The 16,150-nt window shown below is 38.7% G+C and carries 12 protein-coding genes; 2 read left to right on the forward strand and 10 right to left on the reverse strand.

The window, feature by feature from the left end; genetic code table 11:
* The 5 genes from bioD to MSG95_RS12800 all read right to left on the reverse strand — a co-directional run bounded on the left by bioD (position 1) and on the right by MSG95_RS12800 (position 4,656).
* On the reverse strand, positions 1–645 hold the full coding sequence (gene bioD, locus MSG95_RS12780; protein ID WP_324624687.1) for a dethiobiotin synthase: 645 nt from the start codon (positions 643–645) through the stop codon (positions 1–3).
* Positions 646–1,395 carry a malonyl-ACP O-methyltransferase BioC gene (bioC, locus tag MSG95_RS12785; protein WP_324624686.1) on the reverse strand — a complete coding sequence of 250 codons (750 nt, stop codon included), beginning with the start codon at positions 1,393–1,395 and terminating at the stop codon, positions 646–648.
* Positions 1,392–2,549, reverse strand: coding sequence for an 8-amino-7-oxononanoate synthase (locus MSG95_RS12790; protein ID WP_324624685.1), 1,158 nt, complete (start codon positions 2,547–2,549; stop codon positions 1,392–1,394). The genes bioC and MSG95_RS12790 overlap by 4 nt, the downstream gene beginning before the upstream one ends.
* A gap of 1 nt (position 2,550) precedes the next feature.
* Entirely contained in the window at positions 2,551–3,831 is a 1,281-nt protein-coding gene (gene bioA / locus MSG95_RS12795) for an adenosylmethionine--8-amino-7-oxononanoate transaminase (RefSeq protein WP_324624684.1), read from the reverse strand.
* 93 nt (positions 3,832–3,924) lie between these two features.
* Positions 3,925–4,656 (reverse strand): hydrolase, encoded by a 732-nt coding sequence (locus MSG95_RS12800; RefSeq protein WP_324624683.1) that lies wholly within the window; start codon positions 4,654–4,656, stop codon positions 3,925–3,927.
* Between the two features lie 354 nt (positions 4,657–5,010).
* On the opposite strand from MSG95_RS12800, the gene otsB reads away from it, so the two are divergent.
* Both otsB and MSG95_RS12810 read left to right on the forward strand, forming a co-directional pair.
* Positions 5,011–5,862 (forward strand): trehalose-phosphatase, encoded by an 852-nt coding sequence (gene otsB / locus MSG95_RS12805; RefSeq protein ID WP_324624682.1) that lies wholly within the window; start codon positions 5,011–5,013, stop codon positions 5,860–5,862.
* Positions 5,850–7,280: an alpha,alpha-trehalose-phosphate synthase (UDP-forming) gene (locus MSG95_RS12810; protein WP_324624681.1), complete on the forward strand. Its 1,431-nt coding sequence runs from the start codon at positions 5,850–5,852 to the stop codon at positions 7,278–7,280. Before otsB ends, MSG95_RS12810 begins: the two co-directional genes overlap by 13 nt.
* 68 nt (positions 7,281–7,348) lie before the next feature.
* Here the strand turns inward: MSG95_RS12810 and MSG95_RS12815 are convergent, their stop codons facing one another.
* The 5 genes from MSG95_RS12815 to smc all read right to left on the reverse strand — a co-directional run bounded on the left by MSG95_RS12815 (position 7,349) and on the right by smc (position 16,146).
* On the reverse strand, positions 7,349–8,542 hold the full coding sequence (locus tag MSG95_RS12815) for an MFS transporter (RefSeq protein ID WP_324624699.1): 1,194 nt from the start codon (positions 8,540–8,542) through the stop codon (positions 7,349–7,351).
* A 292-nt stretch (positions 8,543–8,834) separates the two neighbouring features.
* A complete protein-coding gene (gene ftn / locus MSG95_RS12820) occupies positions 8,835–9,299 on the reverse strand; it encodes a heteropolymeric bacterioferritin subunit Ftn (protein ID WP_001214863.1) in 465 nt (154 codons plus the stop codon).
* 251 nt (positions 9,300–9,550) lie between these two features.
* Positions 9,551–11,590: an NAD-dependent DNA ligase LigA gene (gene ligA / locus MSG95_RS12825; RefSeq protein ID WP_324624680.1), complete on the reverse strand. Its 2,040-nt coding sequence runs from the start codon at positions 11,588–11,590 to the stop codon at positions 9,551–9,553.
* Between the two features lie 94 nt (positions 11,591–11,684).
* Positions 11,685–12,695 (reverse strand): cell division protein ZipA C-terminal FtsZ-binding domain-containing protein, encoded by a 1,011-nt coding sequence (locus MSG95_RS12830; RefSeq protein ID WP_324624679.1) that lies wholly within the window; start codon positions 12,693–12,695, stop codon positions 11,685–11,687.
* Between the two features lies 1 nt (position 12,696).
* Complete coding sequence (gene smc / locus MSG95_RS12835) at positions 12,697–16,146, reverse strand: chromosome segregation protein SMC (RefSeq protein ID WP_324624678.1); 3,450 nt, start codon at positions 16,144–16,146, stop codon at positions 12,697–12,699.
* Positions 16,147–16,150 lie beyond the last annotated feature (4 nt).

A 16,150-nucleotide genomic window follows, 5' to 3' on the forward strand; every position in this document is an offset into this window, starting at 1 on the left:
TTAACTCATTTTTGCCAATTCAATCCACTCTGCTTCTGGAAAGTGAATAGCTAAATAATCTTTCAAGTAATTTGAAGTATCTTTAGAAATTAATGGATCTTTTGATTCATCTTTTAGATTATAAACTAGAGCCTTTAATTTCAGCCCACGAGACTTAAGCGCCTCAAGACTAAGTAAAGTATGGTTAATACTTCCTAAACGCCCTGATGTTACCAAAATAACAGGGAACTGATGCTGAGCCACATAATCAATTGTGAGTAGACTGGTGGTTAATGGCACCATTAACCCACCTGCACCTTCTAACAATACAATTTCAAAACGCTCAGCCAATGTTTGAGTCGCATTTTCAATTTTTTGAAAATCAATTTCTCTATTATCCAAGCGTGTTGCTAAATGAGGTGAAGCTGGATAGCTAAAGATTTCAGGCATAGTCAGCTTATCGTGATCTTCCTGAAACCAACCTTGTCCCATAATTTCACGATGCTTCTCGATGTCTTCAGAAATAGCAGCATTACCTGTTTGAATGAGTTTTTGGGTAATTACTTTTTTACCTTGCTCAGTCCATAATTTTGCTAAAAAACCTGTCGCGTAAGTTTTACCAATTTCGGTATCAATCCCACTGACAAAATAGATCTGGCCACTCATTTACTTCACTCTCCGGGCAATACAATAAATCGGATGGTATGTTAAGGCATATCCCTCGGCCTGCTTAAACCGATCATAATCTTGATAAAACTGCTGTAAAGTTTGCTTGGTCCAACGATGTTGAGCGGTTGCCGTTACACCTGTTGCTTTCAAATGTTGTAATACAGCTTTAGGCGAATCAAAATAGAGCTGAGTTTCTGACTCAGATAAATGCAAAACTTCAAAACCAGCATGAGTTAAGGCATTGTTCCAACTTTCAAGATTCCAATAACTTAAACCTTGTCCAGTTAGCTCTTTAATTTCAAATAGGTTCTTAGGGCCAAATGTTGAAAAGCATAGCCAACCACTGTCATTTAAAGCCTCATTACAACGCTTAAGCAAACGCGGTAAATCTTGCATCCATTGCAAAGCCGAACCTGAAACAATCATATCGAGCTGTTGAGGGAGTTCTAACGTTTCAACATCGCCAATTAACCATTTCAAATGTTCTTGATGATTAAAGTGCTGCTGCACCTCTGCATACAGATCATTCAAAATTAAATCTTCAATTTGAAAAGCGTCAACAAGCAGACGAGTTAAATTGCCAGAACCACAACCAATTTCAAAAACACGTGACATCGTACTTGGAAAAAACTGCTTTAGTAAGCCCGTTAAATTTTGGCAAATTTGTTTTTGAACAACCGCATGCTCTGAATAGCTTTGCCCTGCTTTAGCAAAACGCTCGGCAACTAAGTTTTTATTCAGACTCACAGAAAACTCACCAGTGCTTCAAGTTCGTGTTGTTCGACCATTGACGTTAAAGAAATACGCAAACGTGAACTATTTTTAGGTACTGTTGGTGGACGTACAGGCATAGCATAAAAGCCGCATTCTTGAATATGTTTTGCCTTATCTATCGCAGCCTGACTTTCTCCCACAATAACTGGAATAATATGACTAGTCGAAGGACTTACATAACCCTTTTCTATAACAGCTTTTTGAAGATATTGGCTAATATTTTTTAAGTGTTCACGCTGAGGCCGAGCAACCAATACTTTTTGGAATATAAAATTTGCCCAAGCCATAACAATCGGAGGTTGAGCTGTACTAAAAATAAGCGGGCGCATTCTATTAATGAGATAATCTTTAATAATAGGATGGCAAATAATGTAACCACCGACTGCTGCTAATGCTTTACCTAATGTGCCTACTAAAAAGTCAATTTCTTGAATGACATTATATTGTTCAGCACATCCTAAGCCTTGCTGGCCACGAACCCCAATTGAGTGTGCCTCATCGACATAAAGCATGGTTTTAGCAAAACGTTTTTTTAGCTGGACTAATGCGGCTAAATCCGTTTCATCACCATCCATACTAAAAATACTTTCTGTGACCACAATGATTCGTTCAATCTTGTCTTCATCATGATATTTTTGCAGAAGTTGTTCTAAATGCTGTAAATCGTTATGTCGATAACGTACATAATGCGCACCAGATAACCGTATACCATCAATCATGCTCGCATGAACTAACTTATCTGCCAAAATTAAAGTTTTGCTATCAGCAACAGCTGGCAAAATACCAATATTCATGTGATAGCCACTATTAAATAGCAGCGCCGACCGACCACCGAATGCTTGGCTTAGGCTATTTTCCAACTGTTCATATTCATCAAAGTTACCAGTCAATAAACGAGCCGATGAAGAACTAAAATAGCTGCGCTCCAAAGGTAAGCTATCTAAAAACTCTTGACGAAGATTAATATCAGCCGCCAGTCCAAGATAGTCATTTGAAGCTAAGTTAAGCATTGTTTTATTTTGAATAGTAATAAAACGGTCATGCTGCACATTTTGGGTAAATTGTCTGAAATTACCTTGTTGTTTTAACTCATCTAACTCTGTAGCAAAATGATCAAGCAATGACATCTTAATGCGCTCCCTGCAATGTTTTAACAACTTCAACTAATTGTTCAAGCAAATCGCTTAGCTCTTGTTGAGTAATAACATAGGGTGGCATCACATAAACCAGTTTGCCAAAAGGACGAATCCAGATTCCACGTTCTACAAATTGTTGCTGTAAAGTTTTCATATCGACATTAAAGGTGAGTTCCACTACACCAATCGCCCCGAGCACTCGCACATCAGCAACATAATCAAGCTGATTTAAAGGCATTAAATGTTGGCTAAGCTGTTGCTCAATTCGCTTAATATTGGCTTGCCAATCTTGCTCAATTAAAAGTTGCGTACTTTTCAAGGCAACGGCACAAGCAAGCGGATTGGCCATAAAGGTTGGACCGTGCATAAATACCCCAGCCTCACCACGACTAATGGTTTCTGCAACATGTTTTGTTGTTAAGGTCGCAGATAACGTCATATAGCCACCTGTTAACCCTTTACCTAGGCACATAATATCCGGTTCGACTTGAGCATGTTCCCACGCAAAAAGCTTACCCGTACGACCAAAGCCAGTCGCGATTTCATCAAAAATTAATAACAGATGATATTTCTCGCAAAGTGCTTTAGCCTGACGTAAATATTCAGGATGATAAAAACGCATGCCCCCTGCACCTTGAACAATTGGTTCAATAATGAGTGCGGCAAGTTTTTCATGATTTTGCTGAATGGCTTGTTCTAGCTCGGCAATATCTTGAGGATTCCATTCTTCGTGGAATTTGGTTTGTGGTGCCGCCACGAAAAGACGATTCGGTAAGCTGGTACCAAAAATTTGATGCATGCCTGTAACTGGATCACAGACAGACATAGCATTCCATGTATCACCGTGGTAACCAGAACGCGTAGTAATAAAATTTGTTTTTTGCGGTTGGCCCTGTGCTGTCCAGAATTGCACAGCCATTTTCAAAGCAACTTCAACAGCAACTGATCCTGAGTCTGCATAGAAAATTTTATCGAGACTTGGCGGTGTAATTTTTAAAAGAATTTTTCCAAGTTCAATCGCAGGATCATGGGTTAGCCCACCAAACATGATATGTGACATGTTCTGTAATTGATCGGTCACTGCCTGATTAAGTTCAGGGTGGTTATAACCATGAATTGCACACCACCAAGAGGACATACCATCAATTAAAGTTCTACCATCATCGAGTTCAATCGTCGCACCATAAGCACGCTTAACTTTAAATGTGGGTAAAGGTTGGGTCATTGAAGTATATGGATGCCAAATATGTTCCAAATCAAAATTATCGGTCATCCTCTATACCCTTTTACAGCGTTCAAATCTCTCATTGAACACATGTTAAACCTGTTAATAATGAAAGAAAATTGCGATATCAATCAAAGCTTATTAACTTTGCTGATGAATTGTTAAAAATTGGCAGATTTCTTCAATTGTTCTTCCTACCTGTAAGTACGGAAAAGCGTGTGTAGCGTCTTTTAGCAACTTATAAGTCATGTTTTCTGTAGCAAAATCCTTAAAATTCTCGATAATTTTGCAAGGAATGACATTATCTTGCTCAGCAAACAGATGAAGCTGTAGACCTGAATAGTTTTTCAAGTTATCTACCAAGTTTAACTGTTCTAGCATTTTTAAACCGTCTACCAGTATTTCCTGTGCGGGTGGATTTGCGATGTTTTGTACACTCATCCAATCTTGTTTCGCTTGAGATGAGCCAAGTGTAATCAAATAATAAAAACGCTTTAAAGTGGCTTGCGGGTTCTGTAAAAGAGACCCTTTAAATTGACTAAATACATTAGCAGGCATTGCGGTTTGCCAATTATCATGAGCAACGAAACAAGGGTTTGAAGCGAGCGTAATTAAAGTTTTTGTTTTCCCTTTTTGCTTGTAAAAAATATCAACCAGTTGAGTTGCTAACTGCCCACCTAGAGACCAGCCTATTACCACATCAACTTCAGCCACTAAATCAAGCTGTGCTTGAAAGTTACGATCTAAAACATTAAAAATATTAATCAGTTGTGTTTCAAAACCAGCTTTTTCCAAATGCAATTTAAGTGATTGCAAAGGTTTTATGCCTACTCCCCAACCTGTAATCAATAAAATTTTATTTTGTAACTTCATATGCCTGTCCACAGCCAACTTTTGCAAGATTATATATTAATATCAATTTTAAATATCTTTTAAAATCAACATAAAAATTAAATTTCATAAAGCAAAATCAGACATTTAGAGGCGTTTAATATTTTGAAATATATTGATAACCAAGGCCTAAATTATTCATATGAAACATACAAAACTTTAATTATCTAAACATTGAAGCAAATCAAAAAACAACATAATCCACACTTCACCCATAAATCGATTGTGCAATGTAATTAATGTTAATACTTATGTTTTTTTATTAAAAAAAATGACTCATTAATTCATTTTAATGATAGAAGATTAATTAATGATCAAAATATTGGGCAGGTTAATATGAATAATCAAAGTATAATATCTGATGGGAGAGAAAAAGATACATATTTTGTTACACCCAATGATATTATAAATACCTTACCTTCAGATAAAAATTATTGTTTATTTCTAGATATTGATGGAACATTAGCTCCATTTCAAATCCACCCTGAACATAGTTTTATCCCTAATACTACATTAGAAGTTATAAAAAAAATTATTGAATTAAATATACCAGTGGTTGCTGTAACAGGTCGCGATGTTGAAACGGCTAGTAAGCTGCTTCAGTCTATTGAGGTTCCTATAGCTGGACTACATGGTTTAGATATTTATTTTGATTCTAACACTTATATTCGTCCAGACTTAAGTGATATTAATTTTAATAAATTAAAAGAAGATATTATAAAATCTTGTGAAAAATATCCTGATTTATTAATTGAGGATAAAGGATATTCTATTGCTTTACATTATCGAAAAAATCCAGAATTAGAAAATAATGCAATTTATATTATGCAACAGGTTAAATATTTTCATCCTCAACTAAAATTAAATAGAGGAAAATTTGTAGTTGAATTAGTACCTAAACAGGCAGATAAAGGCAAAGCAATTCAAACTATATTAAATCATCTTAATTTACCGTTAATTCATCCGATATTTATAGGAGATGACTTAACAGATGAATCGGGTTTCATATTTATTAATCAACAATTTGGCACTTCAATTAAAGTAGGTTCTGGTGAAACAGAAGCTCAATATAGATTAAAAGATATTAACAGCGTTTCTAATTTTCTTTTTTTCTTTCTCGAAAAAATAAAAAAGTTATACGTCAAAAATAGTCAAGATCAGAATGGAGAACAAATATGTCTAAATTAATCGTGTTATCGAATCGAATAAGTATGCCATCAGGTAAGGCTTCAGCAGGTGGCCTTGCAGTAGCTGTACAAGACGCATTAAATGACAGTAACGGTATTTGGTTGGGCTGGAATGGTCAACAAATTACCGATACCGAAGCGCCTGAATTCGATCAGGCATATTCTCATGGGATTGACTACATTACCTGCCCTCTTACACATCAGCAATATGCACAGTATTACTGCGGTTTTGCTAACAAAGTCTTATGGCCTGCTATGCACCATAGAGACGATCTGATTGAATATGATGCTGAAGAATATAATACTTACCAACGGGTCAATCGCTTATTTTCTGAACAATTAAAACAAATTGCTCAGCCGGATGATGTTATTTGGGTACATGATTACCACTTTTTTAGTGTAGCCCGTCATTGCCGCGAATTAGGGATGCAAAATAAAATCGGTTTCTTTTTGCATATTCCTTTTGCAAGCTTAAACATTTGGCGCAAAATTCCAGTTGCGTTACATCTAGTACAAGACCTTTGCCAATATGATGTAGTTGGTCTACAAACTCAAGCTGATCAAAATACCTGTATGCAAACGTGCATGGGCTTACTTGAAGCTCAAAAAATATTAAGTGACCGAATTAGTTATAAAAAGCGTCAGGTATTGATTAAGTCCTACCCTATTGGTGTGCAACCTGAACTTATTCAGCGCCAAGCACAACAAGCATTTCAAACAGCAAATGTATTTAACTTTGAAGATATTCCACGTCAAAAAACTATTATCGGGGTTGACCGTATTGATTATTCAAAAGGTCTACTTGAACGTTTCAATGCATTTGCAACCTTCTTGGAAACCAATCCTGAATATCATAGGCTAGTACGTCATCTACAAGTTGCAACACCTTCACGTACAGATATTCCTGCTTATCAACGTTTATATCAACGCTTTAAAACCAAGCTAGAGCTCATTAATCAAGAGTTTGCACAGGAAGACTGGCGTCCGATTGATTGCTGCTATGACACCGTTAAACATGACAGCCTAATGCATATTTATCGCAATTCTGATATTTGTTGGATTAGCTCACTACGTGATGGTATGAATTTGGTCGCAAAAGAATATATTGCGGCTCAAGATCCAGAGAACCCAGGTGTACTAATTTTATCTAAATATGCTGGTGCAGCTGAACAAATGACTCAGGCCTTGATTGTTGACCCAATAGATCGAGCAGCAATGATGGATACTCTAAAAACCGCTCTAGAGATGTCTAAAGCTGAACGTATTAATCGTTATGAACAGTTAATAGAGGGTTTAGCAACCACGGACTTGAGTGATTGGCGTAATAATTTCTTGAAAGATTTAGAAAATGCTCCGACTTTCACGAAATCTAAATTCTCATTACAAGACAAGTATCTACCCACTTATCATGTCTTATAATAATTCACACTTATAGAACATCGAGAAGTTTTTCTCGATGTTCTTTTCGGCTGGTGAGTTAGCGTAAGTTACTTTGCCTTCACAAGCGTAAAGCGATTGAGTACAGCAATCATGATTAATAAGACAGCTACCCCAGATAGGACTGTGGTTAGACTGGTCCACTGACCAATTAAACCGATTAAAGCTGGACCACTTAATGACCCTGTGTATGCAATAGTTGAAACCATAGAAAGCGCTGCTGCTTTAGGCATATCATTCTGGCGGCCGACACGAGAAAACATAACAGGCACAATGTTAGAACAGCCTAAACCTAAAAGTGCATAACCCAATACTACAACTTGCCAAACAGGTGCCATCACAATAGTGGCCATAGCAAGAGCAGCAACAATTGCACTATAGGTCACAATGGTTTTCTCACCCCATTGTTTTAACAAGAGATGTCCTGCAAAACGACCACTTGTCATACTAAGTGCAAAGAATGTATAAGCCAGCCCCGCAAAGGCAGGATTCAGCTGATATTTACTAGTCAAATAAATACCACCCCAGTCCATTGCTGCACCTTCTGACAAGAAGGCAATGAAACACATCATTCCAATCAAGAGAATAGTACCATTCGGGCGCGAAGTTTTTTTAGGTGCGTCAGTTATTTCAGCTACACCTTGTTCATCTTGCTCAAAGGTTGTTAAAGCAGATGGAATAGCAACAATGCTAACGACCAGTAAAATCATGACCACAGACAGCGTACTCATGAGTGGTGAAAGGCCAATTGCTAGTAGCGTGGTGACAAGCATGGCACCTATTAAACCACCAAGGCTGCACATACCGTGGAAACTAGACATGAGCGCACGTAAGCTGTGTTTTTCCACCACAACTGCCTGCAAATTGATAGCAACGCCGAGACTGCCTGCTGCTGTACCAAAAATAAATAACGCCACAGCCATCGATACAAGACTATGCCAGATCGTTAAACTTGGTAATAACACCATTAAAAGTACGGTTGCCACTGCAATTAATGGACGGCATCCCCAACGCTTAACTAAAGCCCCTGTCGCAGGCATAGCGATCATTGAACCGATTCCCATGCAAAGCAGCAATAAACCAAAATTTGCATGATTTAGGTTTAAACGTTGCTGTGCATAAGGAATGAGTGGTGCCCAAGCAGATATCGCAAAGCCCAAGCTAAAAAAGCTGAGACGAGTTGCTAATCGTTGTGTGCTTAAGAGAGAAGCTGTATCTAAAACAGCAGACTTGGAAAATAACATATACGCGAAGCTCACCATAAAACCATTGGCGATCCATACCAACCGATTCCCCATAGAGAAACCCTTGCCATATTAAGTTTCAGGCAAGGGTTTTTATTGGCGAAATTATATCCAATTCCATAAAAAAAACAGGGGGTGCGACACAATTTTTCTGACTTTTTTGTAACTGCCAAAGCCTTATATAGTAAGGCTTTGAATATATTCAATTTGACAATATTAACGTCTAGCAGTGACTTTGTTTTATTAAAACGAGTGAATAAAAAACCCAGCTTAAGCTGGGTTCTTCAAATCATTAAATTTGAGACTGAATATAATTTTGTAGGCCAATCAGTTCAATTAAACGCAACTGTTTTTCTAGCCAGTAAGTATGGTCTTCTTCGGTATCTGATAATTGTTGACGTAACATATCACGACTAATGTAGTCGCCTTTTTCTTCACACAGTTTAATACCTGTCGCTAATTTTTCACGCACGTGATATTCAAGTGCTAAATCAGCTTTTAAGCAAGATACAACGTCTGTACCGACATTGATATCTTCACGGTGCATGTTTGGTTTGGCACCTAAAAACAATACACGACGAATAATTGCATCGGCATGAGAAGCTTCTTCTTGCATCTCATGATCGATACGCTCATAAATCTTGTTTAGACCCCAATCTTCATACATACGAGAATGGATTAAATATTGATCACGGGCAGCCAACTCTCCGCCAATGAGCATATTTAAATAGTCTATGACTTCTGGATTGCCACGCATAATAAATCTCCTATCGTATGAGTCTATTATGGGCAAACTTAAAAATGATTGCAAAACAAAAAATAGTTAAGTTTATGATTTTTATCAAATTAAAATGAGAAACATACGCATTTGCAGTTTAAGTTATTTAAATTTCCTCTGCAAAAAGAAACGCTTGTCTGATTTACAAGCTCAAACAAGCGTTAAAATATAACTTAAACCATCAATTTATAAATTTGTAACTAAAATCAATGGTTCTTATTTCGGTAGACCTATTCGCTTAAAGTCTGCCCGTAGCTCGCCATAAGTAATAGGAAATCAGTCTCATTCATAACAGCAATACCAAGTTTTGCTGCTTTTTCTAATTTCGAACCAGCCTTCTCGCCCGCAACAACGCATTTGGTCTTGCTTGATACACTACCGCTTACACGCGCACCTAATGCTTGTAGCATTTGAGTCGCCTGATCACGGGTCATTTGCTCTAATGTGCCTGTTAAAACCCAGCTCTCACCATTTAACGGCTGACGTGTTGGAGCTGTTGGCGCATCCCAATGAATTCCGGCTGCAATTAAGCGATCAAGCACTTCAATGTTATGTGGTGCCAAGAAGAAATCAGCAATCCATTCAGCGGTAATATCGCCTACATCTGGGGTTTTCTTCAAAGCTTCAATATCAGCAGCTTTAAGAGCCTCTAATGTCTGGAATGTATTGGCTAACATTCTGGCAGTTGTCTCACCCACCCCACGAATACCTAAGGCATAAATAAAACGCGCAAGAGTTGTTTTCTTACTAGCTTCAATGGCATCAATGAGGTTCTGTACTGACTTTTCACCCATTTTTTCAATGCCCAACAGCGTTTCTCTGTGTTCATGTAAATGGTAAATATCAGCAACATCTTTGAGTAAATCGAGGTGTAATAAAGACTCAACCCAACGATCACCCAAACCTTCAATATCCAGAGCTTTACGCGATACAAAGTGACGAATAGCCTCAATACGCTGTGCAGCACAATATAAACCACCAGAACAACGTGCAAGAGCCTCACCTTCAGGCATAACTACAGGAGATGCACATACTGGACAGTTTTCTGGTAAATGAACAATCTCTGCTTCAGCAGGACGGAACTCTGGCCAAACTTTTTCTACTTTAGGAATAACGTCACCCGTACGATAAACACTTACCGTATCTCCAACGCGTACATCTAGACGATGAATTTCACCAATATTATGCAAAGTCACATTAGAAACAGTCACACCACCCACGAAAACAGGCTTTAAGCGTGCTACAGGTGTTAAAGTCCCAGTACGACCTACTTGCCAGTCAATCTGCTCAACAGTGGTCAGTGCAGCTTGTGCAGGGAATTTATAAGCAGTTGCCCAACGTGGTTCACGGCTTAAAAAACCAAGTTGTTGTTGCTGTTTTAGGTCATCGACCTTTACGACCATACCATCAATTTCAACTTGGAGGTTTGGACGCTCTTGCTGAATTTGTTCGTAGCGCTGCTGTACTTCTTGAATTGAGTTACACAAGTATTGACGCTCAGCAATTTGGAATCCAAGCTCTGTTAGCCATTGCAAACTATCATGCATGGTCGTTAAGTTATGGTTTGGCTCACACTGCGCAATACCATACGCATAAAATGCTAAAGGTCGACTAGCAGCAATATTTGGATCTAGCTGTCTTAAACTTCCTGCTGCTGCATTTCGAGGGTTAGCAAAGGTTTTCTCGCCTTTTGCTTCTTGGTCAGCATTAAGTTTTTCAAAACCAGACTTCGGCATGAGTACTTCGCCACGAACTTCGAGCAAGCGCGGAATGTCGTACTTTTCAGAGTGCAGAACCTTAGGCAAGTTACGAATGGTTTTTACATTTTGCGTAATGTCTTCGCCCGTTTCACCATCGCCACGCGTTACACCACGAACTAGGACTCCATTTTCATACCATAGAGAAATCGCAAGACCATCAAGTTTTAACTCAACTTCGTATTGTACTTTTTGGTTTGGTAGTCGCTCTTCTACACGGCGTGCAAATGCAAATAAATCTTCTTGGTTAAATACGTTACCCAGAGAAAGCATTGGCACTACATGCGTCACACTCTCAAATTTTGAAAGTGCTTGTCCACCTACTTTCGTTGTTGGTGAATCAGCTTGAATAAGTTCAGGATTTTGCTCTTCTAAAGCTTTTAGCTGATGAAATAAATGATCGTATTCACTGTCCGAGATTGTCGGCTGATCCATGACATAGTAGGCATGGTTATGCTTTGCAATCAGTTGAATAAGCTGACGCATCTGTTCGATCACGGAAGTTATTGCCATTATATTATTCACCATAAAAAAGGGTGGAAATTTCTCCACCCTGAGCTGCGACTAGATATGTTGCAATTATCGCAACCTATACAAAAAATTTAAACTAGGCTGTTGCCTGTGCAGGACGATAATCAATCACATGATGACGCCAGTGTTCTTTTAACTGCGGCGTAAACTCAAGGTTATTTTCATCATAAACCTTACCATCAATTTCACGAGCAATTAGACCAGCAATACTGGTCATCATGTCAAAACCAGTAACTGCTTTACTGTTTGGAAGTGCAAGGAAAAATGCCAAGCCTTGAACTTGTTCAGCAGATAAAGTTTCCAAATCGAAACCAGCAGGACCGTTATCTGTCATACGAAGTACAGAGAACATGAGTGCACTCGGTTCATCGGTATTTTCATAACGATGGAAACAAGACATTTCACCGTAACGTAGGCCATATTTTAAAAGTACTTTCAGCGCTTTATCACCCGATAACGCACGGCGCGGATTCGGATAAACATTTAATGCAATAATTTGCTCTGCTACTGCTAATGCACTTTCATCGTCATAACGTTGTTGCTCATGTAAATGAACATCCAAAATATTACTTTCACCTTCAAATTCAGCAATTTCAGCAGTTTCAATATTTGGATTTAAACTTAATTCTGGTTCAGTTTTTGGCTGATCTTCTGCAACTTTTTGTTCAGATGAGCTTATAGCTTCTGGTGCAGCAGAAACAGTATCAGTTAACTCAACTGAACTATTTTCAGTTACAGTAGTTTCTTCAGCTTTAACTTCCTCTACTGGCGTATTTGCAACGGGTGCCGGTGTCTGGTCTATTTGAACTTGTTCTACTTCTTTTGTTTCCTTTTCTTCTAGTTGTACTGGCTCGCTTAAAGTTGGTTCCACTCGTTCAGCCACATTTGCTGATGCTGCGACCGCTTCAGGCTGTTCAAGTTGGTCTCGTACATGACGAGGAATAACCGGTTGATTACTTTCAGGATTAATATGCAAATCACTGTCTAGCGAGGGTTCAGCGTGGTTCGGCTTTTTTAAAATCATTCTTAAGCCAACTAGCATGATAATAATGGCAACAACGATGCCAATAATCGTATTGATTTCCATTCTATGACTCCGAAACTAACCCGTATTCTTTTGCCTGTTCTAAATTGACAGTGACTAATTTTGATGTGCCCGGTTCAGGCATAGTAACACCCAACAAGTCAGTTGCCATGGTCATCGCCAGCTTATTATGAGTAATGTAAATGAATTGTACATGTTCAGAAAGCTCTTTTACCAAATTACAATATCTCTGTACATTCGCATCATCGAGTGGTGCATCTACTTCATCCAGTACACAAAACGGTGCCGGGTTTAACCTGAAAATAGCAAATACTAATGCTAACGCCGTTAAAGCTTTTTCTCCACCAGAAAGTAAGGCCAGAGAACTATTTTTCTTTCCTGGTGGTCTCGCCATGAGCTTAACCCCAGATTGCCAGTCATCTTCCAGACTTAAACTTGCCTCACCACCATTAAAAACCTTCGGAAACAGGTTTTGCAACTCATGATTAATCTGATCAAAAGTCGTCATAAAGAGTTTACGGGTTTCTTGGTCAATGCTTTTCATCGCATCTTTTAACTGAGTTACCGTATTTTCTAAGTCTTGGATTTGGTGGCTCAACTCATCAAAACGTTGAGAAACTTCTTCAAACTCTTGTGAGGCTGCCAAATTAACTGCACCGATTTTTTCAAACTGCTTTTGTACCTTTTCCAGTTTTTGCTGGTGCTCGGTTAAATCTATTTTCAAGCCCGTTTGAAGTTCGGCATTTAGCTCTTTAAGCTGTTCTTGATAATGCTCTCGGTCCGACTTAGCTGCTTGCCATGCTAAACGTTTGGTTTCAAGCTGCTCTCTGAGTTTTTCATCTTGCTGTTGGTACTGATGGCGTTGGTCTGTGAGTGTTTGTTGCTTCTCTTGCACACTATTAAGCTCAAGCTGCCATTCATTCCAGTTTTTTTGCAACTTTTCAGTTTGAGCAAACTGTTGTTGAAATTCCGACTCAAGGTTTGGTAGCTCTAACTGAATAGGGTCAACAAACTTTTTCGCCTGTTCCATTTGAGCTGCAATTTGTTGATATTGACTCTGCAAGAACGAAATATCTTTTTCAAGCAACTCGATTTGTTGAGTCGTCTGCGTGCTGTTACGACGTAAAATTTCGCGCTCTTGTTGTTGCTGTTGTAAGACTTGTTGCTGTTCTTCAAGCTTCTCTGTTAATTCTTCTACCTGAAATTGCAAAGTTTTATAGTCAGGTAAAATGGTTTCTAGCTTCATCGCAAGCGCATGCAAATCAATTTCAAGATCGTCTTTTTGCATTGCATCTTCTTCAAGCTGCATGTCTAACTGAGCTAACTGATCTTTCAATTGCTGTTTTTGCAGTAAAAATGCTTGTGCCGCAGTTTGCTGTTTAGCAATTTGCACGTCTAGCTGCTGCAAGTCTTTTTGTTTTTGTTTAATAACCTGTTGTTTCTGCTGTAAGTCAGCTTGTACCTGTGCAAGTTTTTCTTTTTGCTGAACTGTAATTTGATCTAATGCTTGTAGTTCAGGTTGCTGCTTTTGAAGAACTTGTTCAATTTCATCTAGACGAATACGATGACTAAGCATACCTTGCGCACTTTGACTTTCGCCATCATACATAAGAGCAATGACCCAATCCTGCCCGACATGATAGCCATCTAAAGTCAAAACAGACTGGCCGTGTTGTAGTTGCTTTTGCTCATTTAAAGCATCAGATAAATTTTGCGCAATTGCTACATTGGAAAATATTGAAAGCTGCGGTGACGCAATCCAGTCATTTAAACAGGCCAAATTTCCTTTAAATTTGCTTGTTTGTTCTGAAGGCTTTAACTGGCGAGCAATTCCTTCCTGAAAGACTTGTTCGTTTTCAACAATATGTGCCTGAAGCCATTTTGCTAAAAACTTTTCAATAATCTGCGCGTGTGGCTTACCCTGCTCCGTTAACTCTAAAGCCTGCATTAAACGTAGCGTATCTTGGTTTTGCTTTGGACTTTGTTTAGCAACAAGCTGGCTTAAGTTTTTCTGCTCAGATAATAAAACCTGTATTTCTGTTTTCAGTGTTTGCTGCTGGTTTTTATTTGCCTGATACGATTGTTGAGCTTGTTCAATATGCTGCACATACTGCTCAATTTCAGCTTCTAGCGTTGAGATTTCACGACAAAGCTGCTGCTGTAGTTGCTCAAGCTCGCCTTGTTCATCTTCGTGTACTTGCGATTGAATCTGACTTGCCTGATGTTGCAGCGTTTCTTTTTGCTGCTCAATGCGCTGAACATTTTTGCCTAGTTGCTCAATGTGAGCAGACATTTGCATTTTTTGCTGCTGTTGTTTTTCAACTTGAGCTTTTACTTGTTCAAACTGTTGCTGTGCTTGACGCTGCTGCGCTTGTAAACCAGCAAAGTTTTGTTCTGCTTCGGCTGCGGTATGTTCAATCGTTGTTAAAGCTTCAGTTTGTTCTTCTAGCTGATTACTTAACGTTTCAAACTGTAGCTCGGAAAGTTGTAAACGCTCTTTCGTCTGAGCTTTTTGCTGTTCTAATTGAACCAGTGTCGTACTATTTTGCTGAAATAAACTCTGTTTTTGTTCTAGAGTCATTTTTAGTTCAGACAGTTTCTTTTCAGCTTGCTGCCACTCTTGTTGTAGTGGTGAAGATTGCTGAATAAGTCGCTGAAATAAAGCACTGGTCGATTCTAAATCATGTTCAATTGTACTTAACTCAGAGCGAACTAACTTAAAAGTTTCACCCAGTTCATTCATTTGAACTGTATATTCTTCTTGTAGGCGTACACTTTTATCTGCCTGAAAAGACAAAATTTCAATTTTTAGGGTACGAATCTCACTTTCTAACGTTTTATATTGAACCGCTGCTTCTGACTGGCGTTTTAGCGTTTTAAGCTGTGATTTTAACTCAAGCGCAATATCTTCTAAACGTGAAAGGTTTTGCTCCGTATGTTCAAGATGCTGCAAGGTTTCGCGGCGACGCGCCTGATAACGAGAAACACCAGCTGCTTCTTCAATGAAGATACGCATTTCTTCAGGCTTAGCATCAACCAAACGGTTAATCATGCCCTGTTCAATCACAGCATAAGAACGTGGCCCTAAACCAGTTCCCAAGAAAATGTCGGTAATATCACGACGACGACAACGTGTACCATTTAAAAAATATTCCGACTTACCTTCACGAGTCACCTGACGACGAACAGCGAGCTCATTATAAGCATTATAAGCTCCACCCAATTTGCCATAGGTATTGTCAAAACGCAGTTCCACACTGGCAACACCCACTGGCTTGCGCTTGGATGTTCCGGTAAAAATAACATCTTGCATGCTACCACCACGAAGCTGACGAGCATTTGACTCACCCATCACCCAGCGGATCGCATCAATAACATTGGATTTGCCACAACCATTTGGACCAACCACTGCTGTGCGGTTCGCCTTAAAATTTAAAGTTGTACTATCTGCAAAAGATTTAAAGCCGGAAAGTTTTAAACTGCTTAAACGCATAATG

The sequence above is a fragment of the Acinetobacter sp. IK23 genome (assembly GCF_035615275.1).
Taxonomy (GTDB): domain Bacteria; phylum Pseudomonadota; class Gammaproteobacteria; order Pseudomonadales; family Moraxellaceae; genus Acinetobacter; species Acinetobacter seifertii.